Genomic DNA, 21882 nt, shown 5'->3' on the forward strand with positions numbered 1-21882 from the left:
GAATCAACCAGGGATCAACCGAGGACGCCGGCGGGGCCGATGGGGTCGGCCTCGCCGGTGTCGTGCAGGGCGAGGATGGCCTCGGCCGCGTTCGCGGGCCCGTCGGTGGCCGCGTACCAGCGCTGGACCCGCCGGGCCGCCTCGCGGTAGGACGGGTCGGCCAGCATCTCCCCGGCGAGCGTCGCCAGTCTCGCGCCCACGTGCCTCGGCGCCAGCAGGCGTGCCGCGCCGATCCGTTCCAGCAGCGCGAGGTTCAGGTCCTGCTCCGGTTGGAGCGGAAAACCGAGCACCGGCGTACCGCCGGCCATCGCGGTCTGCACGCTGCCCTGCCCGCCCGCGGTGATCGCCAGGTCCACCTCCGGCATGATCAGGTGGCTCGGCAGCACGCCGCCGACCATGACCCGGTCGCCGGCCATGTCGTGCAGGTCGTGGTGGGTGCCGGCGACCAGCACGCGCACCGGGAGGGTGGCGATGGTCGTCACCACCCGCCGCACGAAGCCGACCTCGGCCGAGTTGACCGCCACGTAGACGACCGGCCCCGGCTCGGCGAGGAAACGGGCGACCCGCTCCGGCAGCGGCAGGTCGAGCCGAGCGTAGAGCGGCCCGACGCAGCGCAGCCGGGTGCCGGCCCGATAGCCGGACCGACCGTCCGGCCGCCAGTCGGCCACCTCCGTGGCGGAGACGCCCAGCACCTCCGGCACCTCCGGGATGAGCGCCAGGTCGCCGAGGACGAGCGCGGCGAGGCTGGGTACGCGCGGCACGCCCAGATCGGCCGCCAGCCGGTTGAACCCGCCGCAGTAGAAGCCGACCCGGGACGGCAGGGAGTTGGACAACCACCGCAGCAGCGGCGACGGCAGCAGGCCGAAGTGCGCCTGGCTCGGCGCCGGCAGCATCCCGCGTTCGAACAGCGGCGGTACCCAACTGCCGGCGTGCTCGGTGACCAGCCGGGCGCCGGCCAGCCGGGTCGACAGCAGGGTGGTCAGCGTGAAGCCGGTGACCACCGTACGGATGTCGTGTCGGCGGAAGTACTCGGTCTCGGCGGTGACGTAGTCGCGCATCTCCCGGTCGGTGTACATGCTCTGACCGACGTACCCCATGCCGATCTCGTCACGGATGAACCGTTCGCACCGCTGCGGCGTCATCCGCTCACCGACGATGTCGTACGGGACGCCGACGTCGCGGAGCACGTGCTCGTAGGTGCCGCCGTGCGTGGCGATGCGGGCGGTCACCCCGCGCTGGCGCAGCGCGCGGTAGATCTCCAACATCCGCGAGGTGGCGGAGAGGAAGCCGCAGTGCGGCATCAGACAGATCACGCGGTCGTCGCCTCCGGTAGCGGTTCGGCCTCCGGTGACGGGCCGACCCCGCGGGCCACGGCGCGTACCTCGTCCAGCACCCGGGCGACCGGCACGTCGGCGCGCTGGGCGACCGCCAGGGCGTCGTCGTACTCCGGTTGCACGCTGACCAGACGGTCACCCAGGTAGCCGCGTTTGACCCGTACGGCGGTGTCGCCGTACGGCATGGCGATCTGGTCGCGGCGCAGCCGGCGTCGCTGCACGGTGGACACCCGTACGCCGAGGGTGCCCGTCCAGGTGAAGACCAGCCGGCAGACCAGGTCGAGCTGCGCCGGTGCGGCCAGCACGCTGAGCAGTTGCCCCGGTCGGCCCTTGCGCATCAACACCGGAGTGCACCAGGCGTCCGCCGCGCCCACGGCCCGCAACCGCTCCAGCAGATCCGGCCAGATCCGCGGGTCCACGTCGTCGATGGTGGTGTCGATCCGGTGCAGCGGTTCGCCCTGCCAGGGCGTGGCGTCGGAGTCCGGGGCCGCCGAGGCGCCCACCAGCACCCGCAGGATGTTCGGGTGCCCGGCCGGGTCCCGGGTGCCGGCGCCCACCCCGACCGCGTGCGGCACCAACGCCGGTGGCGGCCCCCAGCCGGTGGCCAGCGTGGCGAGCAGGGCGGCGCCCGAGGGCGTGCACAGCTCCATCGCGGCCGGGTGGGCGGCGATCGGTGCGCCCGCGCCGGAGAGGATCTCCAGAACGGCGGGCACGGGTACCGGCATCGGGCCGTGCTCGGTGCGGACCACGCCGGAGCCGACCGCGACCGGACCCACCACCCGGATCGGCGCGTCGAGCAGCCCCAGGTCGGCGAGCGCGAGCGCGCATCCGACCAGGTCGACCACCGCGTCGAGGGCGCCGACCTCGTGGAAGTGGATGTCCGCCAGGGGTACGCCGTGCACCCGCGCCTCGGCCCGCGCGAGGGTGGTGAAGGCGGCGACCGCGAAGTCGTGCACCGCCGACGGGAGCGTCGCCCGGGCGATGATCGCGGTCACCGCGGCCAGGTCGCGGTGGGTGCCGCTGTCGGGTGCCGTGACGACCAGTCCGGCGGCGCGCAGGCCGTGTCGGCGTACGCTCACCAGCTTCAGTGTCACCGGCTCGACCGCGAGTCGCGCCACGCCCTGCTCGACGGCGGACAGGCTCGCGCCCGCGTCGAGCAACGCCGCCAGCAGCATGTCGCCGGCGGCGCCGTTGCTGGGGTCGACCCACAGAGCGGTCCGTGCTGCCTCAACCGCCTGCGGCTCAGCCATTCGCGTCTGCGCAGCTCGGCGTGCGGCGGGCGATCCTGGCGGCGGCGACGCCCGCGCCGAAGCCGTTGTCGACGTTGACGGTGAGCACGCCCGGGGCGCACGAGTTGAGCATGCCGAGCCAGGCCGTCAGGCCGTCCAGGTGCCAGCCGTACCCGACGCTGGTGGGCACCGCGATCAGCGGGCTGCCGACCAGTCCACCGAGGACGGACGGCAGCGCGGCCTCCATTCCGGCGATGGCCACCACCACGTCGGCGCGGGCGATGCGGTCCCGCTCGGCCAGCAACCGGTGCAGGCCGGCCACCCCGACGTCCACCACGAGATCCGCCCGGGCGCCGAAGACGGCCACGGTGGCCGCGCACTCGCGGGCGACCGGCAGGTCGCTCGTGCCGCCGCAGGCGATGGCGACTGTGCCTACAGGTGTTCGCTCAGGGCCCACCACCGCGGTCCGGGACACCGGATCCACCACGTCGGCGCCGAACTCGTCGGCGCACCGGGCCATGGCGGCGTCGGTGAGCCGGGTGGCGAGGATCGGGGTGTCCGGGTGGGCGACGCGTAACGCGCGCATCGCTCCGGTCACCTGTTCAGGAGTTTTGCCCGCGCCGTACACCACTTCGGGGTCGCCGGTGCGCGACAGACGGTCCACGTCCATCCGTGCGAATCCTAGGTCGATGAATTCCGGTGCGGACACCTCACGCTCCTTCCAGTACTGTCGAGCTGTGAGACCTGATGGATGGGCCTGGGGGGCCGCGGATCAGCTCGTCGCGGAATTCACACGATACGGCAAGACGCTCGTCGCATTCTCCGGTGGCGTGGACTCCAGCGTCGCCGTGGCGGCGGCGGCGCGGGCTCTGGAACCGGCCGATGTCGCTGCGGTGACGGCGGTTTCGGCCGCTGTCCCCGCCGCCGAGGTCGCCGCCGCCCGCGACTTCTGCGCCCGGCTCGGCGTGGCGCACCACGTGCTCGGCACCCGCGAGTTGGAGGTTGAGGGCTACCGCGAGAACGGCCCACGCCGGTGCTACTTCTGCAAGAGCACGCTCATCGACACCGTGCGCGAGCTGGCCGACCGGCTCGGATTCACGACGGTGGTGACGGGCACCAACGCCTCGGACCTGGCCGCCGGCTTCCGGCCGGGGATCGCCGCCGCAGCCGAGCGCGCGGCCCGCACGCCGCTCGCGGACCTCGGGCTCGACAAGCCGGCGGTACGCGCGATCGCGGCGCTCTGGGGGCTCGACACGGCCGCCAAGCCGGCCGCCGCGTGCCTGGCGAGTCGGATCGCGTTCGGCGTGCCCATCTCGCCGGCCCGACTGGCCCGGGTGGAGCTGGCCGAGCTGGCCGCCCGTCGCCTGCTGGATTCGCACGGGGTGGTCGACCTGCGGGTCCGTGACCTGGGTGACGGCGTACGCCTCGAGGTCGACGCGCCCATCGTGGAGCGAGCCCGCGCGGACAAAGGGCTAGCCGCCGCCATCCGCGCGGCCGGATTCCCCGACGTGCCGCTCACGGTGGAGGCGTTCCGGTCCGGGTCGATGAACGAACTGCTCGACGATCCGGACCGCTGGCGCTGACCGGCGGCGTCGTTTTTTCCACGAATCGGTGGGCTGACGCGCGGCCCGTTTGACGCTATCCTCATCTGGTGAATTACAACCCGGGTGACCGACCCGCCACGCCGAACTGGTCTCTCGATGGTGCCCACGTCCTGCTCACCGGGGTGACCGGGTTCCTCGGGCAGGCAGCGCTGGAGCGGCTGCTCGCCGACCACCCCGACACCCGGGTGACGGTGCTGGTGCGCGGGCGCGGCGCGACGTCGGGCGCCGACCGCGTCGCCGGACTGGGGCGCAAGCCGGTGTTCCGCACGCTGCGCCGCCGGATCGGCGGGCCGGCGCTCACGCAGCTGCTGGCCGAGCGGGTCAGCGTCCTCGAGGGCGACCTCACCGGCTCGGTCCCGGCGCTGCCGGACGACCTGACCGCCGTCCTGCACTGCGCGTCCACCGTGTCCTTCGATCCGCCGATCGACGAGGCGTTCGAGGTCAACGTCGGCGGCCTGGTCAACCTCTACGACGCGGTCGTCGCGCTGCCGCGACGTCCGCACGTGGTCCACGTCTCCACGGCGTACGTGGCCGGCGCCCGCAAGGGCGTGGTGCCCGAGGCCCCACTGGACCACGACGTCGACTGGCAGGCCGAGCTGACCGCCGCGCGGGCCGCCCGCGCCGAGGTGGAGCGCGCCTCCCGCCGCCCCGAGGCGCTGCGCGCGCTGTTGGCCGAGGCCCGCGCCGAGCACGGCAAGGCCGGCCCGCAGGCGACGGCGCGGGCCGCCGAGGAGGCGCGGCGCCGCAAGGTGACCGAGCGGCTGGTCGACTACGGCCGGCTGCGCGCGCACAGCGTGGGCTGGCCGGACGTCTACACGTTCACCAAGGCGCTGGGGGAGCGGGTCGCCGAGCAGTACGCCCGCGACGAGGGGCTGCGCCTGTCCGTGGTGCGCCCGGCGATCGTGCAGAGCGCGCTGCGTCATCCGTTCCCCGGGTGGTTCGACTCCTTCAAGATGGTGGACCCGATCATCCTGTCGTACGGGCGCGGCACGCTTCCGGACTTTCCCGGCCTGCCCGACGCGGTGGTGGACATCGTCCCCATCGACCTGGTCACCAACGCCCTGCTGGCGGTGGCGGCCGTCGAGCCGGAGCCCGCCGCGCCGGTCTACTACCACGTCGGCACCGGCGCGCGGAATCCGCTCACCCAACGCCAGCTCGACGAGAACATCCGCAACTACTTCCGCCGTCATCCGCTGCCGGAGGCGGGTCGGGGTCACATCGCGGTGCCGACCTGGCGCTTCCCGGGCGCGAGCCAGATCGAGCGCAAGCTGCGCACCGGCGAGCGTGCCGTCTCGCTCGCCGAGCGGGCGCTGCTGCGGCTGCCGGCCTCGCCGCGCACCCGCGACTGGATGACGAAGGTGCACAAGGAGACCAAGCGGATCGAGTCGCTGCGCCGACTGTCCGACCTCTACGGCGTCTACACCGAGGTGGAGGCCATCTACACCGACGGCAACGTGCTGGCGCTGCACCGCCAGGTGCCCGAGGAGATGGTCAGCCGGGGCAGCTTCGACGTGGCCGAGGTGGACTGGCCGCACTACCTCCAGGAGGTGCACTGCCCGGCCATCACCGCGCTGCTGCGGCAGTCGGTGACCCGGCGTCCCCGCTCGGGCGCGCGCGGGCCGTTGCCCGAGGGCCGCGACACGGTGGCGGTCTTCGACCTGGAGGGCACGGTGGTGGCGTCCAACCTCATCGAGACCTTCCTGTGGGCCCGCCTGTCCGACCGGCCGAAGGGCGGCTGGGCCAAGGAACTCGCCGCGCTCGCCGGCGCCGCGCCGCGCTACCTGCGCGCCGAGCAGCGCAGCCGGGGCGAGTTCATCCGGACCTTCATGCGGCGGTACGCCGGCGCCTCCGAGGAGGCGCTGCGCGAGCTGATCCGTGAGCGGATGGGTGACGCGCTGCTGCGGCGGGCGCTGCCGGAGGCGATCCGGCAGATCCGCGCCCACCGTGCGGCCGGCCACCGCACCATCCTGATCACCGGCACCGCGGACATCCTCATCGAATCGCTGCGACCGCTCTTCGACGACGTGGTCGCGAGCCGGTTGCACGTGCGCGACGGCGTCCTGACCGGCTTCCTGGCCTCACCGCCGTTGGTGGGCGAGGCCCGCCTGGCCTGGCTCCGCCACCACGCCGACGACATCGGCGCAGACCTGCGCAGCTCGTACGCGTACGGCGACAGCTTTTCCGACCGATCACTTCTTGAGGGGGTGGGCAACCCGGTGGCCGTCAACCCCGATCCCAAGCTGTACCGCCACGCGAAGCGCCAGAACTGGCGCATCGAGGAGTGGGGCGGGCACACGGTCGGCGCCGTCGAGAACATGGTCGAGCTGACCACCTCGGCCGCCGGCCCCGGCGCGCGGGGAGCGGCCCGATGATGCCGGCCCTGGAATACCGCCAGTCGACTCCCCGCTTCCTCGCCGCCCGGGGCGCCAGCTCCACCAAACTCGGCGGCCGGATGTCCGGCGTGCTCGCCAGCAACGTGGCGCCCCTGCGCCTGGTGCACCGGGCCGAGCCCAGCCTGCCGTCGGGCGACTGGGCCCGGCTGCGACCGCTGCTCTCCGGCATCTGCGGCTCGGACGTCAGCCTGCTGACGGGCCGCTCGTCGCCGTACTTCGGAGCGGTCGTGTCGATGCCCTTCGTGCCCGGGCACGAGGTGGTGGCGGAGACCCTGGACGACCTACCCGACCTGCCCAAGGGCAGCCGCGTCGTGGTCGACCCGGTGCTGTCCTGCGCGGTCCGCGGCGGGGAGCCCTGCCGGTGGTGTGTCGCGGGGCAGCACAGCCGGTGCGACCGGGTCACCGCCGGTCGTGTCTCCGCCGGCCTGCAGACCGGCTACTGCACCGACACCGGTGGAGGCTGGGGTCGGCAGATGGTCGCGCACGCGGCCCAGCTGCATCCCGTACCCGATGCGATGGACGACCGCCGGGCGGTGCTCGTCGAGCCGCTGGCCTGCGCGGTGCACTCGGTCCATCGGGCGCAGGTGCCGGCCGGGGCGGCCGTGCTGATCGTCGGCGCGGGCACGGTCGGCCTGCTGACCCTGCTGGCGCTGCGTGCCCTGACCAAGGCCGGTCCCATCTACGTGGTGGCCAAGCACGCGCACCAGCACGCCCGGGCCCGCGAGCTCGGGGCCACCGAGGTGTTCCAGCCGTCCCGCGCGGCCCGCGCGGTACGCCGGGCCTGTGGCGGCACGCTGGAGCAACCCATGATCGGCGGCGACTTCCTCCTCGGCGGGGCGGACGTGGCCTTCGAGTGCACCGGTGCCGGGGCCGGCCTGGACATGGCGCTGCGGCTGGTCCGGGCCGGCGGGACGGTGCTGCTGTCCGGGATGCCTTCCGGTGGGGTGGACCTGACACCCGTCTGGTTCCGGGAGCTGAACCTCGTCGGATCGTACGCCTCCAGCGGCAGCGCGGCGGCGAGCCCGAGCGCGGAGCCCGACGCCGACGTGAAGGAGGCCGACGAGCCCGTCGGCGGCACGTTCGCCGAGGCGATGGCGCTGGCCGCCGAGGCGCCCCTGGACGGCTACGTCGACGCGATCTACCCGCTGTCGCGGTGGCGCGAGGCGCTCGGCCACGCCGCCAAGGCTGGGCAGTTGGGCGCCGTCAAGGTCGCCTTCGACCCCAGCCGCAACTGACCAAGCAGCCCGACGCACAGGCACGAGCCGGAACGACGAAAGGACAATTCATGAGCAGACCTGGCTTCGTGCTCGAGGTCGACGAGCGTACGCCGCCGCTGCTCGTTCACCAGGGGGAGGGTTTCCTCCTCGAGCGGTTCCCGCTCGGCACGCGGGTGGTGTACCCGCCGGACTCGCTTCCGCCCATCGCCAACGTCGACGCCGCCATCCAGCGCGCGCTGCTGCACCCGGTGGACTCGCCGCCGCTGCCCGACCTGCTGCGCCCCGGGATGCGACTGACGATCGTCTTCGACGACCTGTCGCTCCCGTTGCCGCAGATGCGCCCGCCGGACATCCGGCAGCGGGTGATCGAGAACGTGCTGGAGCTCGCCGCCGAGGCCGGTGTGGACGACGTCGAGCTGATCGCGGCGAACTCGCTGCACCGGCGGATGACGCCGGCCGAGTTGAAGCGGATCGTCGGCGAGCGGGTCTTCCGGGCGTTCTTCCCCAAGCACCTGAAGAATCACGACGCCGAGGACCCGGACGGTCTGGTCCACCTCGGCACCACCCCGCACGGCGAGGACGTGGAGATCAATCGGCGGGCGGCCGAGAGCGATCTCATCGTGTACGCCAACATCAACCTCACCGCGATGAGCGGCGGCAGCAAGTCGGTCACCGTGGGTCTCGGCTCCTACCGGAGTCTGCGCCACCACCACAACGTCCACACGCTGCGCCACTCGCGCTCCTTCAACGACCCGCCGAACTCGGCCATGCACCACTCGTACGACCGGATGGCCGAGGTGCTGGGCGAGGCGGTCAAGGTCTTCACGGTCGAGACCACCCTCAACCTCGACTCGTTCCCCAACCAGGTCGGCTTCCTCAACAAGCGCGAATGGGAGTGGGGGATCGGCGACCAGCTGTCCTACCTGGCCGCCAAGCGGGCCAACGACCTGACGCCGGCCAAGCTGCGCCGACGCGTCTGGCAGAACAACGACGCGCCGTACGGGGTGACCGGGGTCAACGCGGGCCGTCCGGACTCGGTCCACCCGCTCACGCTCGCCAACGTGCACCGTCAGCAGCTCACCGAGGTGCAGGGTCAGAGTGACATCGGCGTGTGGGGCCTGCCCTTCATCTGCCCGTACAACGTCAACTCGATCATGAACCCGATCCTGGTGATGTCGCTGGGCCTGGGCTACTTCTTCAACCTCTACCGCAACCAGCCCATCGTGCGGCGCGGTGGGGTCGGCATCTTCTACCACCCGATGCCCAAGGAGTTCCACCCGGTGCACCACCCCAGCTACATCGACTTCTTCGAGGAGGTCCTGCCGCAGACCACCGACCCGGCGGCGATCGAGGCGAAGTACGAGCAGCAGTACGCGCAGGACCCCTGGTACCGGCACCTGTACCGGACCAGCTACGCGTACCACGGCGTGCACCCGTTCTACATGTGGTACTGGGGGGCGCACGCGATGGAGCACCTCGGCGACGTGATCTTCGTGGGCGCCGACCGGAAGACGGCGGCGGTGATGGGCTTCCGGGCGGCGTCCTCGCTCGCCGACGCGCTGGAGATGGCGCGCGACACCGTCGGGTCGAGCCCGAGCATCACGTACCTGCACGCCCCGCCGGTGACGCTGGCGGACGTCCGATGAGCCGGGAGGCGACGTGCGCCTGATCGACGAGGTGCGGCTGTTGCGCGGTCGCCGCGACTGGCGTGGCCGGGCCACGACGCCCCGCTCCGCCGAGCCGTACGAGATTCGCCGTGAACGCTCCGAGTTCCCCACCGCCTGGGCCCGCACCCGGGCGGCGGGGGCGGTCCGTTTCGGCCTGCAGCGGGGCGTGCTCAAGTCGGTGGCCTGGACCCAGACCCATCCGGTCATCCGCGGCACGGAGTACCTCGACGGTTTGCAGGGGCCTGCCGTCTTCGTCTCCAACCACGCGAGTCACCTGGACACGCCGTTGATTCTCGGCTCGGTGCCCCGTCGGTTCGCGCGGCGGCTGGCCGTCGGGGCCGCCGCCGACTACTTCTTCGACGCGCGCTGGCGCGCCGTCGTGACGTCGCTGGTGTTCAACGCCTTCCCGATCGAGCGGCAGGGTGACCGGCGGCTACGCAGCCTCGCGACCAAGCTGCTCGGCGACGGTTGGAGCCTGCTGCTCTTTCCGGAGAGCAGCAGGTCCACCGACGGCTGGATGAGCGGCATGCGGTTGGGCGCCGCGCACCTGTGCTGCACGCACAACGTGCCGGCGGTGCCGGTCGCGCTGCGGGGCACGTTCGGCGCCATGCCGCGCGGCCGGAACTGGCCGGTGCCCGGTCGGCGCACGGTGGTGGTGCGCTACGGCCGGCCACTGTGGCCCCGCGAGGGCGAGGGGGCGCGGGCGTTCCACGAGCGGATGTCCGCCGCGATCGGTCGGTTGTGGGTGGAGGAGGAGGTCGGCTGGTACCGCTCACTGCGGACCGCGCCGGCCGCCGCCATCGCGTCCACCGCCGGGCCGCAGGCCGCCGAGTGGCGGCGGTTGTGGGAGTCGACCCGTCCGCTTCCCGCGGCCGACGGTCGCCCGGCCCGCCGCATCTGGCCGACCAGCCGCTCCTGACCGTCGAGCGACACTCCGCTCGGACGGGCTACGCCGCACGCCAGCGCCGACCGTCCGGGCGGTCGGCGTGCGGGCTACGGCCGCTCGCGCGGGACATCGGTGGTTGTCTGCCCGGCGGCGTTGCCGGCCGGCAGACGGTACGCGGCGAAGAAGACCGCGAGTCCCACCACGACGGTGAGCGCCAGCAGGGCGTTCTCCGCGACGCTGTCGACGGTTGGCAGCGCCCCCGCGTGGGCCAGGTGGAACAGCAGGTGGGGCGTGTTCGCGACAACCGACGCGGCCGCTGCGGCGAGACACAACTCCCGCACCGGCCGCGCGGCCGCCCACCCGAGGACGACCGCCAACGCCAGGTAGGCGTAGCCCAGATCGGACAGCAGGTGCTCGTTGTACGGGCCACCGGCGGCCACCCAGCCCCCGCCGAACGGGAACCAGTCGAAGAACCACCGTGGCGCGACGGCCGCCGGCACGCCGAGGGCGAGCATCTGCGCGGCCAGTGATGCCGATCCGATCCGAATCCACCGCGTGGGGTTTTTCCTGGGCGCTTCCGCGTCGTGTGTCGGCATCTTGCCTCTGCTCAAAGGTTCGTTGACACCCTTCAACGAGGGCATCTATGGTTCGACCGTTCCTCGACTAATGAATTAGTAGCACAGACTCGCTTATGGGAGGGGGCTGCGACGTTGCGATCGTACGGGTCCTACATCGCAGGTCAGGACGTTCCAGCGGACAAGTGGGTACATTGCCTGCGCGCCTCGGCGGTGCTCGACGACATGCTGCCCCAGCTTTCCCTCAAGCGTGACCTGGACCGCGGCCGTCGCCACGACGGCGACGACCACGCGAGCGTCCTGGCCCGCTGCGCGGTGGCCGACGACGCCGTCGTCGAGCAGGCCATCCAGGCCGCCGCGGCGGCCGCGCCCGTCTGGGGCGCGATGCCTCTTCGGGTACGACTCCAGGTGGCGCACCGACTCCACGAGGAGCTGCGCCGGCGGCACGACGAGGTGGTGGAGGTCCTCGTCCAAGAGGGGCATCCCCGCGCACTCGCCGAGTGGGAGCTGGCCGGGTGCCTGCACGGGACGAGCCCCGAGACGATCGGGCTGTGCGCGGAGCAGATGCACCGGGAGTACGACGACACGAACCGGCGTCTACTGGTGGTGCGCAAGCCCGACGGCGTGGTCGCGCTGAGCCCACCGCAGAACGCGGCGGCGGTCAACTCGCTGCTCGGCGTTCCCGCGCTCGCCGCCGGCAACGCGCTCGTCGTGAAGGCGCCGCGCGGGAGCCCCTACGGCGTGATGTTCGTGCTGCGCGAGATCGTGGCGCCGATCCTCGACGAGGTCGGTGCCCCACCCGGCACCCTGAATGTGGTGTGCGGTCCGCCCAAGCGGATCCTCGACCAGTTCCTGGCCAGCCCGCTCGTCGACGACATCTTCTACTTCGGCAGCAGCGAACTCGGCATCCCGCTCGGTGCGGAGGCGGTACGCCGGGGCAAGAAGCCGATCCTGGAGTTGGCCGGCAACGACGGTTGCGTGGTGTGGCACGACGCCGATCTCGACCGTGCCGCCGAGGCGCTCACCGAGAGCTTCTTCGGGTCCGGCCAGATCTGCATGGTTCCCAACTACGTGGTGGCCCACCCGGCGATCGCGGACCGTCTGCTGGCCCGCCTGATCAGCCACGCCCGCAAGATCCGGCCCGGTCATCCCGAGGACCCGGACGTGCTGCTGTCGCCGGTGCTCAAGAGCGACCAGTTCGCCCGGTACGTGGAGCAGGCCACGGAGTGCGGCGCCGAGGTGCTCGCCGGTGGGAACCGGATGGAGCTGGACGGCTCGATCTCGTCCACCGGGGTGTTCGTCGAGCCGACCGTTCTGCGGGTCAACGGCCTGGCCGACGCCCGGGCGGTGTGGGCGGTGGCCCGGGAGACCTTCTTCCCGCTGCTGCCGGTCGTGGTGCCCGACCCGGAGCACGGCGACGGCCTGCTCGACGACGTCATCGACTTCCTCAACACTAACGAGTACGCCCTGCGCAACTCGGTCTGGGCCGGCGACGAGTCCGTTGTCGAGCAGTTCGTGGCCCGGGTGCACAACGGTGGCCTACTCAAGATCAACGATTCGCACATCGGGTTCGTTCCGTACCTGTCCACCCACGGTGGCGCCGGCCTGACCGGCGGCCCGGGGGGCGAGAGCAACTATCCAATGCTGCGTACGTCGCACCTGCAGGGCATCAGCATCGGCCGCGACGTCCAACCCCGGCGGGCGGCCCTCGCCTCGCCGCTGCGTGCCGAGCGGGAGGGTCTGGCCGCATGAGTTTTCTCGACACCGAGCGGGACACCTGCGAGATGCTGCTTCCGGGCCTGCTCAAGAGGCTCGGCGAGGTTCCCCTGATGGAGCTGGAACGCCCGGGTGGGCCGGGCGTCGCCCTCTTCCGGGAGGCGGGGGGCGCGGGTCTGGTGGTGCCCAAGACCTACCAGGGGCTCGGCGCGTCCGCCCTCCAGACCGTGCGGGTCACCCGCGCCCTGGCGGCGCAGGCGCCGTCGCTGGCGGTCGCCACCACGATGCACCAGTTCTCGGTCGCCGGCCTGGTGGCCCTGGCCCGGGCGAACGTCGGGTTCGAGTGGATGCTGCTGGAGGCGGTGGCCACCGATCGCCGGCTGGTCGCGTCCGGCTTCGCCGAGGGGCACGCCGGTCGCGGCATCCTGACGCCCACCATGACCGCCCGGCGGGACGGCAGGAACTGGCGGGTCACCGGAGCGAAGCGCCCGTGCAGCCTCTCCGCCTCGATGGACCTGCTGACCGCGAGCGTCGCGGTGCCCACCGAGGACGGCGGCACCCGCCTGGGTGTGGCGCTCATCCCGGCGGAGTCGCCGGGCATCACGATCGAGCCCTTCTGGGCGTCGCCGGTGCTCACCGGAGCCGAGTCCGACGCCGTGCTGCTCAACGACGTCGAGGTGCATCCGGACCTGTTCGTCTATCCGGAGGTCGCGCTCGACGGCCAGCTCGACGACCTGCAGACCATCGGGTTCGTCTGGTTCCAGCTCCTGGTGACCGCGTGTTACCTGGGGGTGGCGTCGGCGCTGGTCGAGCGCGCGATCACCAGCGGCCGGGGACCGGTCACCGAGCGGGCGGACGTGGCGACCGCCGTGCAGGGCGCGGCGATCATGTTGGACGGCGCGGCACGCAGCCTCGACGACGGCGACGGCGGCAACGACGCCCTCGGCCGGGCGCTCGTGGTGCGCTTCGCCGCCGCGAACGCGATCGCCACGGCGGTGCGCGGGTCGGTGGATCTGCTCGGTGGGATGGCGTTCATCTCCTCGCCCGAGGTGGCCTATCTCGCCGCCACGTCGCACGCGGTCGCCTTCCACCCACCGTCGCGGGTGAGCACCGCCGCGGAACTGACGGCCTGGTTCGGCGGCCAGCCGCTCGTGGTCAGCTAGGAGGAGTGGTGACAGCCAGCAGCGTAGAGACCGATCACCAGGTACGGGAGCAGGTCCGGAACAACTACCGTCGGTTCCTGTCCCGGGGTCGCGCCAAGCTCGGCGACATGTTCGGCGGGCACGTTGAGGTCGGCTCCGAGGGCGCGTGGGTGTACACCTCGGACGGCGACCGTTTCCTCAACGTGGGCGGCTACGGCGTCTTCCTGCACGGCGCCCGGCACCCGGCCGTGGTCGCCGCGGTCGTCGCGCAGATCCAGAGCCATCCGATAGCCACCCGACTGATGCTGGAGCCGTCGGTGGCCGAGGCCGCGGCGGCGCTCGTCGCGGTGGCGCCGCCCGGGCTGACCCGGGTGCACTTCGCGGGCTCCGGCGCGGAGGCCGTGGAGGCGGCCATCAAGATGGCCCGTGTCCAGGGCCGGCGCAGGCTCGTCTCGACCGTCAACGGCTACCACGGCAAGACCATGGGCGCGCTCTCCGTCACGGCGCAGGACCTCTACCAGCGCCCGTTCCGCCCGCTGTTGCCGGACGTCACGCACGTCCCGTACGGAGACGCCGAGGCGCTGGGCGCCGTACTGGCCGCCGGGCCGCCGGCCTGCGTGATCATGGAACCGGTGCAGGGCGAGGGCGGGGTGGTCGTCCCACCGCCCGGCTACCTGCGCGAGGTGTCCCGACTGTGCCGGGAGCACGGCGCGTTCCTGGTGCTCGACGAGATCCTCACCGGCGTCGGCCGCCTCGGTCACTGGTGGGGCGCCCTCCGCGAGGGCGTGACACCGGACGTGCTGCTGGCCGGCAAGAGCCTGTCCGGCGGCATCGTGCCGGTCTCCGCCGTGGTCGCCACCGCCGAGGCGTTCCAGGCCTTCGACAAGGACCCGTTCCTGCATACGTCCACGTTCTCCGGCGCGCCGATCGCGATGGCGGCCACCCGCGCGGCGATCACGGTCGCCACCGAGGAGCGGCTGATCGAGCGCGCGGCGACGCTCGGCGACGAGTTGCTGGCCCGACTGCGGGCGGTGGCCGCCGGCTACCCGCACCTGGTTCGTGAGGTACGCGGCGTCGGGCTGCTGATCGGCGTGGAGTTCGCCGGTCCGGGGCTCGCCGGCGAGGCCATCCTCGAACTCCTCAACGCCCGGGTGATCGTGAACCACTCGCTGAACGCCAGCGCCGTGCTGCGCCTCACTCCACCCGCGGTGCTCTCCGGCGACGAGGTCGCCCTCCTGGTCGACGCGTTCGACGGCGCGCTGCGCACGCTCGGCCACCGCTATCCGACAGCAGACCGGCTGGGGGTCCACTGACATGCGACGGGTCGAGATTCAGGCATTCCTACCCGGTGGGGACGGCGGCGCGGTGTTCGACCAGCTGGTCGACTTCGAGCGCTACCCACACCTGGTCGACGTGGTCCAGGCGGTGACCGTGCAGTCGCCGGCCGACGCGCGACGGGTCGTCAGCTCGTGGGAGGTCCTGTTCCGTAACGGGATCCTGGCCTGGACCGAGGCCGACGACCTGGACCGCGACCGTCTGACGATCGAGTTCGACCAGATCGACGGCGACTTCGACGAGTTCTCCGGCGCGTGGACGCTGCGCCAGGACCCGGACGGGGTGGCGATGACGTTCGTGGCGAGCTTCGACTTCGGCGTGCCCAGTCTCGCCAGCATCATCGACCCGGTCGCGGAGCGGGTCCTCACCGAGACGATCCACCACGTCCTGCGGGGACTGTTCCCGGCGGTGACCATCCCGGACGGCGTCCTGGCGACCGCGTCGGTCGGCGTCAGCGGGAAGGCCTGACGATGGACCAGCTGAACACGTTCGACACGCCGACCACCGCCCGGCTGCACCGCGCCGAGTGGCTCGCCGGACTCGCGCTGGCGAGTGGCCTGTTCATCGCGCACTGGGACGAGATCCGGTGGTTGCCGGCGATCGGGCTGTTCCTCTACATCGACCTGATCGGCTACATCCCCGGGGCGATCGCCTACCACCGCAGCCCGGACGGGCGGATTCCGAAGGCGTACTACGTCCTCTACAACAGCATGCACAGCCTGCTCAGCGCCGGACTGGTGGTGGCGCTCTGGGCCTGGCTGATCGGGCCGGAATGGGCGCTGCTGGCGGTGCCGATCCACCTCTTCGGTGACCGCTCGCTCTTCGGCAACCAGCTCAAGCCCTTCGGCGTGCCGTTCGAGCCGAAGCGTCTGCCCGCCTTCGACGCGCTGCTGCGCGAGGTGACCGGCCGTCCGTCGCCGGCCCCGGCCGGGCGAGCCGACGCACCGGTCCCGACGGCCACGTCGAGACCCACCTCGGTGGCCTGATGAGCCGGCCGGGCTCCGCGGCGAGCGGTTGGCAACGCGACGACCCACGGGCCGCGCGACTGCCCGCCCTCGCCGGCGACGAGGAGGCGTCCGTCGTCATCGTCGGCGGTGGGCTGGCCGGGCTCGCGCTGGCGTACCAGTTGACGAACCACCTGCCCGCCCGCGACATCCTGGTCCTGGAGGCCACCGAGGTCGGCTCCGGCGCCAGCGGACACAGCACCGGCATCGTCGGCCCCGGGGTCGGCGGCCCGATCACGACACTGGTCAGACGGTACGGACGGGACCGGGCCCGGACCATGTTCGCCGCCACGCTCGACGGGATCGCCGCGCTGCGGCGGCTGGCCCGGGCCCTGCCCGACGGCTGTGAGCTGACGGACGGCTTCCAGCTCGTGGCCGCGTCGGCGCCCGCACACGCCGGATCGCTCCGACGTCAGGCGCAGACCCTGCGCGACCTCGGCTTCGACGCCTCCTACCTGGACCGCGACGGCACCACCGAGCGCCTGGGCAGCGGCCGTTACCACGGCGCGTTGTGCTATCCCGACGTGGCGCTGGTCAACCCGTGGCTGCTGGTCCAGGCACTCCGCGCGGCGCTGCTCACCGCCGGGGTGCGCATCGCCGAGGACACGCCGGTCACCGCGATCACCGGCGGCGACCCGGTCACGGTGACGGCCGGGGGACATCGGGTACGCGCCAGACGGGTGGCCCTGACCACGGACGGCTTCACCACCGGGCTGGGACTGTTCACCCGGAACGTCGCGGTGATCCGTACCCATGTCCTGCGCACCGGCCCCGTACCCGCCGACCTGCTGGCGCGGACCGGTTGGGACGGGCGCGGCGCGGCCATCGACAGCCGGTCGTTCTTCAACTACCTGCGGATGACCGCCCGTGGCCGGCTGCTGTTCGGCGGTGGTCCCGCCCTGCTGGAGCCGCGCGTCGACGAGCGCGGCATCGCCGCCGTTCGGGACCGGCTGGTCCGCGAACTCGCCACGACCTTTCCGGCGCTGGCGGACGTGCCGGTGACCGACTTCTGGTCCGGCGTCACGGCGTCCACGTTCGACCGGCTGCCGATCGTCGGTCCGGTTCCGGGCCGGCCGGGTGTGTGGTTCGCGGGCGCGTGGTGTGGGCACGGCCTGGCCCTCTCCGCGCTGACGGCCGAGTTGCTCGCCCCCCGGCTGGCCGACCGCTCGGATCCGACGGCGGCCGACCCGACCGCGTCGCTGCCGGAGCTGCCCTGGCTGCGCAGCACTGCGGGAATGATGCCGACGGGCCGGATCGGCAATCTGCTGCTGGCCGGCTACCTGCGCGGACTGGACGCGGCCGACAAGATCGCCCCCGCCCGCCGCTCGCCGACCCCACCCGCCCTCGCCGGGCCCGCTGTGCTGGCCGGGCCGACGGAGCTGTCGGCCTCCGCGACCGAGCCGCCGGATCCTGCGCGAGAGCCGCTGGCTTCTGCGACCACACACTCGCCGGCCTCGGCCGAGGAGCCTGCGGTCGCCTGGCCGGGCCGCCCGGTCGCGGGCGGGGACCCGGCCGTGGAGCAGCAGGTCGACGTCGTGATCGTGGGAGCGCGGGTGGCCGGTTCGGCGCTGGCGGCCCGGCTCGCGGCGGCCGGTCTGTCGGTGGCCGTGTTCGACCGGGGTGACCTGCCCGCGCCGACCCTGTCCACGCACATCCTGCACGGCACCGAGGACCTGCGGACCGAGGGCGTGTACGACACCGTCGTCGCACAGGGCGTGCCGCCGCTGCACGACGTGTGGGTCCGGCTGGACGACGTGAAGCTGCACTTCCGCCACCCGGACGATCCCGGGCTGTGTCCGCCTCGGGACGTCCTCGACCAGATCCTGCTGGACCGGGCGGTCGCCGCCGGCGCCAAGACCTCCACCGGCACCGCCGTCGTCGGTCTGCGGCGCGGCGCGGACGGCACGGTGACCGGCGTGACCGTGCAGCGTGCCGACGGTTCGGTCCGGGACGTGTCGGCGCGGCTGGTGGTGGGAGCGGACGGCCGTAACTCGTCGGTGGCCCGGTGGGTGGGTGCCCGGCAGTACCTGACGGCGCGCAGCGAACGGGCCCTGCTCTGGCGGTACTTCACCGGCGTACGGATCCCGCCGGCGCTGCTGTGGCACCGCGTCGGGGTGCACATCGTCTCGATCCTGCCCACCGGTCCCGAGGATTTCGTGGTCATCGCACAACCTCCGGAGCGCCTACAGGGCGAGCTGGCCGGTCGGAAGGTGGCCGGGTTCCTGCGGCACGTCGAGTCGGTCAGCCCTGAGGTGGGCCACCTCGCCGCCTCCGGCGAGCCGGTGGGGGACCTCCACCGCGTGGTGCGGTACCCGTCCTTCTTCCGGCAGCCGTTCGGGCCGGGCTGGGCCCTGGTGGGCGACGCCGGGCACGCCAAGGACGCCACCCTGGGACACGGGATCAACGACGCGTTGCGCAACGCCCGCGCACTCGCGGCGGTGCTCACGGCGCACTGGGAGCGGCCGGCGGCGCTGTCGTCGGGGCTGGCCCGGTGGGCTCGGGACCGGGACCGGGCCGAGTTGCCGAACTACTGGTACGGCCAGGACATCGGGCGGGGCGGCACGGTCACCGCGATGGAGCACGCGTTCCTCGCCGGCCTCCAGCGCAACCCCCGGGCGGTGGGCCGGCTCGACGACGTGATGGGTGACCGGCTCGACGCCGACCGGCTGCTCACCCTGCCCCGGCTGGTGGGTGCCGTCGCCCACCGCGTCACCGGCGGCGAACCCGCCTCGGCCGTCGGGCGTGAGGCCGTGGACCTTGTCCAGCTCGCGTGGGCACGCCGGCGCGCGGCGACCCGCCACGACCCGTCCGCTCCCTGACAGGTGGAGGCCGCCGCCATGGAACCGATGACCGCCCTGGCCGTCCTGCGCCGGCACGCGCAGCACTCCAGCGCCGCGCTGGCGCTGAACAGGGAGACGCGGCACTTCACGGTGCCCGGTCTCGACGGGTTCATCGCGTACCGGCCGGCCGGGCGGCGGCACGCCGTGCAACTGGGCAGCGTCTACGCCGACCCGGAGGACCGCAAGCGGCTGCTCGGGGCGTTCCACGGCTGGGCGCAGCAGGAGGGCCGGCGGCTGTGCGCGGTCCAGCTCACCCCGGACGACCTCGACCTGTACGCCGAATTCGGTTACCAGCTCAGTCAGCTCGGCGCCGCGTACTCGATCGACCTGGACAGCTTCACCCTGCGCGGCCGCAAGTTCGAGAAGGTCCGCAACAAGTTGGCGCGCTCCCGGCGGGCCGGGGTCACCGTGGTCGAGGCCGGCCGGGACGTGCCGTACGACGCGGCGCTCGCCGCGCGGCTGGACGCCCTGGACGCCCGTTGGCTCGCGGACAAGGGCCGGCACGTCAAGCAGATCGAGTTCCTGGTCGGTGAACGGGCCCGCCAGGACGATCCCGTACGCCGGCTGTTCCTCGCGTTGTCCGACGGTGAGCCGGTGGCGTACGTGTCGTACTCCCCGGCGTTCGGCCGCGAGGGCGGATGGCTGTACGACATCACGCGCCGTGAGCCCGACGCGCCACCCGGCGCGGTCGACCTGGCGTTCGTGGTCGCGTCGCAGCGTTTCCAGGCCGAGGGCGCGCGGTGGCTGCACCTGGGCCTCACGCCGTTTCGGGAGCTGTCGCCCCGGCACCAGCCGGCCGGTGGCAGCCACCGGGGCACCGACCGGCTGGTCGGGTTCATCGCCGAGCACGGGGACTGGATCTACCCGGCCCGCAGCCAGGCCGAGTTCAAGGAGAAGTGGCAGCCGCGGGTGACGCCCGAGTACGTCGGCTTCCACCCGAGCGTGTCACTGCGTACCGTCTGGCGGTTGCTGCGCTTGACCCGGGCGGTCTGAGAGCCCGACGGTCGTCTCCGGAAAGCCCGCGCGGGCCTCCGGAGACGACCGTTCGTCTCAGCTCCGCGTCACTCGACGGTCAGGCGGATGCGCCGCCGCCGGGCCGCGACGAGCGCGACGGCGCCGGCCAGCAGCAGGAGGATGCCGGCGCCGGCGATCGTGAGGGCCTTGACGCCGGTGATCGGCAGACCGGGTTCGCCGGCCCCGCCGCCGTTGCCGGTGCCGCCGCTGGGGCTGGCGGTGGGGCTGGCGGTGGGCTCACCGCTGGGGCCGCCGCCGACCGGGGCGCCCGGCTGGTCCACGGTGTACGCGCGCTCCACCGTGTCGGCGGTGACCGGGGACTTCGCCCGGAAGTAGTCGACGAGCACGGTGAGGTCGTTGTCGCCGGTCGCGAGCGGGTCGACGCCGCCGGCGAGCGCCTTGAAGTTGTCGCCGCCGGAGGCCAGGAACGAGTTGACCGTCACCCGGTAGGTGCCCTTCGGGTCGATGACCGTGCCGTTGAGGAAGATGCGGTCGGCGATGACCCGGTTGCCGGCCGGACCGTTCGGGTCGTAGACGTAGCTGAAGCCCTTCGAGACGCCCAGGTGCAGGAAGGGCCGCGACGCGCCCGCCGGTTGCCACTGCTGCTCCAGCGTCTCCTTGATCTCCGCGCCGGTGTAGGTCTTGGTGATCACGTCGTTGGCGAACGGCTGGACGGTGGCGGCGTCGGCGAAGGTGACCGTGCCGTCGGGGCTCTTGACGAAGTCGGCGCGCAGGCCGCCCGGGTTCATGAAGGCGATCTGCGCCCCGCCCCGGTTGGCCGGGCGGGTGCCCTCCAACTGGACGTCCGCGATGAAGTTGCCGAGGGTCGACTCGCTGCCACGGTCCTCGACGCCCTCGGCGGTGACGGCGCGCTTGATGTCGGCGGTGATCTCGCCGATCTTCACCTTGCCCTGCACGTCGGCCTCGGCCTTGGTGTCGGCCACGAACTGCGCGACCGCCGGGTCCGCCGGGTAGCCCTTGATCGGGAGGAGCGCGCCCTCGGCCGCGGTCACCTTGCCGTCCGCGACGGTGAGCTTGACCTGGTCCAACGCGTCCCCGTACCGGCCGGTCTGCAGGACGGGCCGCTTGTGCCCCAGATTCGGCACGTCGTACGAGCAGTTGTACGGGACGTGGGTGTGACCCGAGATGATGACGTTGATGTCGGCGCTGGCGCCGGTCACGATCTTGCCGAAGGGAGTGCTCGGGTCCGCCACGGCGGCGCAGGCGGCGGCGTCCGTGCCGCTCGCCTCCGAGCCCTCGTGCACGAGGAGCACGACCGCGTCCACGTCGTCGTCGGCCTTCAGCTTCGCCGCGACGCGGTTCGCCTCGGCGGTCGGGTCCTTGAAGGTCAGGCCCGGGATGCCGGCCGGTGACACCAGCGACGGGGTCTCCAGGGTGACCGCGCCGACGACGCCGATGCGGACGCCGCCGACCGTCAGCACGGTGGACTCCGCCAGGCGGCCGGGAGCGGCCTCGGTGCCCCGGTACACGTTCGCGGCCAGGTACGGGAAGCCGGCGCGCGGAATGACCCGGTCGTTGAGGTCGTCGAATCCGCGGTCGAGTTCGTGGTTGCCGATGCTCGACGCGTCGACCCCGATCATCTTGAGGAAGTCGATCGTGGGCTCGTCCTTCTGCACGAGCGAGATGAACGGGGACGCGCCGATGCTGTCACCGGCGGACAGGACCAGCGTGTTGTCGTTGGCCGCCCGCAACTGCTTGATCATGCCGGCCATCTGCGCGGCGCCACCGACTCCCGCCGTGGGTGCCTCCAGGCGGCCGTGGAAGTCGTTGAAGCCGAGGATCTGCACCTCGGTCGGCGCGGCCTGCGCCGGGGCCGGCGCGGTGCCCAGCACGACGAGTGTCGCCGCCGCCGTGGCCAGAGCCGCGCGCATAGGAAGGGAACGCAAGGGATACTCCTCATCGAAC

At 72.7% G+C, this 21882-nt stretch carries 17 protein-coding genes; 12 read left to right on the forward strand and 5 right to left on the reverse strand.

The window, feature by feature from the left end; genetic code table 11:
- Positions 1-14: 14 nt before the first annotated feature.
- The 3 genes from ACIA3K_RS21045 to larB are packed head-to-tail and all read right to left on the reverse strand — an operon-like array spanning position 15 to position 3272.
- Complete coding sequence (locus tag ACIA3K_RS21045; RefSeq protein ID WP_396803058.1) at positions 15-1313, reverse strand: glycosyltransferase; 1299 nt, start codon at positions 1311-1313, stop codon at positions 15-17.
- On the reverse strand, positions 1310-2584 hold the full coding sequence (larC, locus tag ACIA3K_RS21050) for a nickel pincer cofactor biosynthesis protein LarC (RefSeq protein WP_396803059.1): 1275 nt from the start codon (positions 2582-2584) through the stop codon (positions 1310-1312). The genes ACIA3K_RS21045 and larC overlap by 4 nt, the downstream gene beginning before the upstream one ends.
- Complete coding sequence (larB, locus tag ACIA3K_RS21055; protein ID WP_396803060.1) at positions 2577-3272, reverse strand: nickel pincer cofactor biosynthesis protein LarB; 696 nt, start codon at positions 3270-3272, stop codon at positions 2577-2579. The genes larC and larB overlap by 8 nt, the downstream gene beginning before the upstream one ends.
- Between larB and larE the strand changes: the two genes are divergently transcribed.
- The 5 genes from larE (at position 3253) to ACIA3K_RS21080 (ending at position 10363) form a co-directional block, all read left to right on the forward strand.
- Positions 3253-4146, forward strand: a complete 894-nt coding sequence (gene larE, locus ACIA3K_RS21060; RefSeq protein ID WP_396803062.1) for an ATP-dependent sacrificial sulfur transferase LarE — start codon at positions 3253-3255, stop codon at positions 4144-4146. The two genes, larB and larE, sit on opposite strands and share 20 nt — an antisense overlap.
- Before the next feature lie 68 nt (positions 4147-4214).
- Positions 4215-6539 carry an HAD-IB family hydrolase gene (locus tag ACIA3K_RS21065; protein ID WP_396803063.1) on the forward strand — a complete coding sequence of 775 codons (2325 nt, stop codon included), beginning with the start codon at positions 4215-4217 and terminating at the stop codon, positions 6537-6539.
- Complete coding sequence (locus tag ACIA3K_RS21070) at positions 6536-7795, forward strand: zinc-binding dehydrogenase (RefSeq protein WP_396803065.1); 1260 nt, start codon at positions 6536-6538, stop codon at positions 7793-7795. The genes ACIA3K_RS21065 and ACIA3K_RS21070 overlap by 4 nt, the downstream gene beginning before the upstream one ends.
- 50 nt (positions 7796-7845) lie before the next feature.
- On the forward strand, positions 7846-9423 hold the full coding sequence (locus ACIA3K_RS21075) for a lactate racemase domain-containing protein (RefSeq protein ID WP_396803066.1): 1578 nt from the start codon (positions 7846-7848) through the stop codon (positions 9421-9423).
- A gap of 13 nt (positions 9424-9436) precedes the next feature.
- Complete coding sequence (locus ACIA3K_RS21080) at positions 9437-10363, forward strand: lysophospholipid acyltransferase family protein (RefSeq protein ID WP_396803068.1); 927 nt, start codon at positions 9437-9439, stop codon at positions 10361-10363.
- A gap of 74 nt (positions 10364-10437) precedes the next feature.
- Here the strand turns inward: ACIA3K_RS21080 and ACIA3K_RS21085 are convergent, their stop codons facing one another.
- The gene (locus tag ACIA3K_RS21085; RefSeq protein ID WP_396803069.1) at positions 10438-10926 is read right to left on the reverse strand and encodes a hypothetical protein; all 489 of its coding nucleotides are present in this window, start codon (positions 10924-10926) and stop codon (positions 10438-10440) included.
- A 204-nt stretch (positions 10927-11130) separates the two neighbouring features.
- Here ACIA3K_RS21085 and ACIA3K_RS21090 point away from each other — a divergent pair, with 204 nt between their 5' ends.
- Genes ACIA3K_RS21090 through ACIA3K_RS21120 form a run of 7 tightly spaced genes read left to right on the forward strand, consistent with a single transcriptional unit; the run spans position 11131 to position 19935 of the window.
- Positions 11131-12657, forward strand: a complete 1527-nt coding sequence (locus ACIA3K_RS21090) for an aldehyde dehydrogenase family protein (protein ID WP_396803070.1) — start codon at positions 11131-11133, stop codon at positions 12655-12657.
- Entirely contained in the window at positions 12654-13784 is a 1131-nt protein-coding gene (locus ACIA3K_RS21095; protein ID WP_396803072.1) for an acyl-CoA dehydrogenase, read from the forward strand. The genes ACIA3K_RS21090 and ACIA3K_RS21095 overlap by 4 nt, the downstream gene beginning before the upstream one ends.
- 8 nt (positions 13785-13792) lie before the next feature.
- Positions 13793-15076, forward strand: a complete 1284-nt coding sequence (locus ACIA3K_RS21100; protein ID WP_396803074.1) for an aspartate aminotransferase family protein — start codon at positions 13793-13795, stop codon at positions 15074-15076.
- 1 nt (position 15077) lies between these two features.
- Positions 15078-15566, forward strand: coding sequence for a type II toxin-antitoxin system RatA family toxin (locus ACIA3K_RS21105; protein WP_396803075.1), 489 nt, complete (start codon positions 15078-15080; stop codon positions 15564-15566).
- A 2-nt stretch (positions 15567-15568) separates the two neighbouring features.
- Complete coding sequence (locus tag ACIA3K_RS21110) at positions 15569-16084, forward strand: hypothetical protein (protein WP_396803076.1); 516 nt, start codon at positions 15569-15571, stop codon at positions 16082-16084.
- Positions 16084-18921, forward strand: coding sequence for an FAD-dependent oxidoreductase (locus ACIA3K_RS21115; protein WP_396803078.1), 2838 nt, complete (start codon positions 16084-16086; stop codon positions 18919-18921). The genes ACIA3K_RS21110 and ACIA3K_RS21115 overlap by 1 nt, the downstream gene beginning before the upstream one ends.
- 18 nt (positions 18922-18939) lie before the next feature.
- Complete coding sequence (locus ACIA3K_RS21120) at positions 18940-19935, forward strand: phosphatidylglycerol lysyltransferase domain-containing protein (RefSeq protein WP_396803079.1); 996 nt, start codon at positions 18940-18942, stop codon at positions 19933-19935.
- 68 nt (positions 19936-20003) lie between these two features.
- Here the strand turns inward: ACIA3K_RS21120 and ACIA3K_RS21125 are convergent, their stop codons facing one another.
- Positions 20004-21863 (reverse strand): bifunctional metallophosphatase/5'-nucleotidase, encoded by a 1860-nt coding sequence (locus ACIA3K_RS21125; RefSeq protein WP_396803080.1) that lies wholly within the window; start codon positions 21861-21863, stop codon positions 20004-20006.
- Between the last annotated feature and the right edge of the window lie 19 nt (positions 21864-21882).

Origin of the sequence: Micromonospora sp. NPDC051543 (assembly GCF_044454415.1) — a bacterium.
Classification (GTDB): Bacteria; Actinomycetota; Actinomycetes; order Mycobacteriales; family Micromonosporaceae; genus Micromonospora.

Coding starts and splice junctions, on each gene's coding strand:
- ACIA3K_RS21090 (WP_396803070.1), top strand. CDS start 11,131: ATGCTGCCCCAGCTTTCCCTCAAGCGTGACCTGGACCGCGGCCGTCGC.
- ACIA3K_RS21115 (WP_396803078.1), top strand. CDS start 16,084: ATGAGCCGGCCGGGCTCCGCGGCGAGCGGTTGGCAACGCGACGACCCA.
- ACIA3K_RS21120 (WP_396803079.1), top strand. CDS start 18,940: ATGGAACCGATGACCGCCCTGGCCGTCCTGCGCCGGCACGCGCAGCAC.
- ACIA3K_RS21095 (WP_396803072.1), top strand. CDS start 12,654: ATGAGTTTTCTCGACACCGAGCGGGACACCTGCGAGATGCTGCTTCCG.
- ACIA3K_RS21085 (WP_396803069.1), bottom strand. CDS start 10,926: ATGCCGACACACGACGCGGAAGCGCCCAGGAAAAACCCCACGCGGTGG.
- larE (WP_396803062.1), top strand. CDS start 3,253: ATGAATTCCGGTGCGGACACCTCACGCTCCTTCCAGTACTGTCGAGCT.
- ACIA3K_RS21105 (WP_396803075.1), top strand. CDS start 15,078: ATGCGACGGGTCGAGATTCAGGCATTCCTACCCGGTGGGGACGGCGGC.
- ACIA3K_RS21110 (WP_396803076.1), top strand. CDS start 15,569: ATGGACCAGCTGAACACGTTCGACACGCCGACCACCGCCCGGCTGCAC.
- ACIA3K_RS21070 (WP_396803065.1), top strand. CDS start 6,536: ATGATGCCGGCCCTGGAATACCGCCAGTCGACTCCCCGCTTCCTCGCC.
- ACIA3K_RS21075 (WP_396803066.1), top strand. CDS start 7,846: ATGAGCAGACCTGGCTTCGTGCTCGAGGTCGACGAGCGTACGCCGCCG.
- larC (WP_396803059.1), bottom strand. CDS start 2,584: ATGGCTGAGCCGCAGGCGGTTGAGGCAGCACGGACCGCTCTGTGGGTC.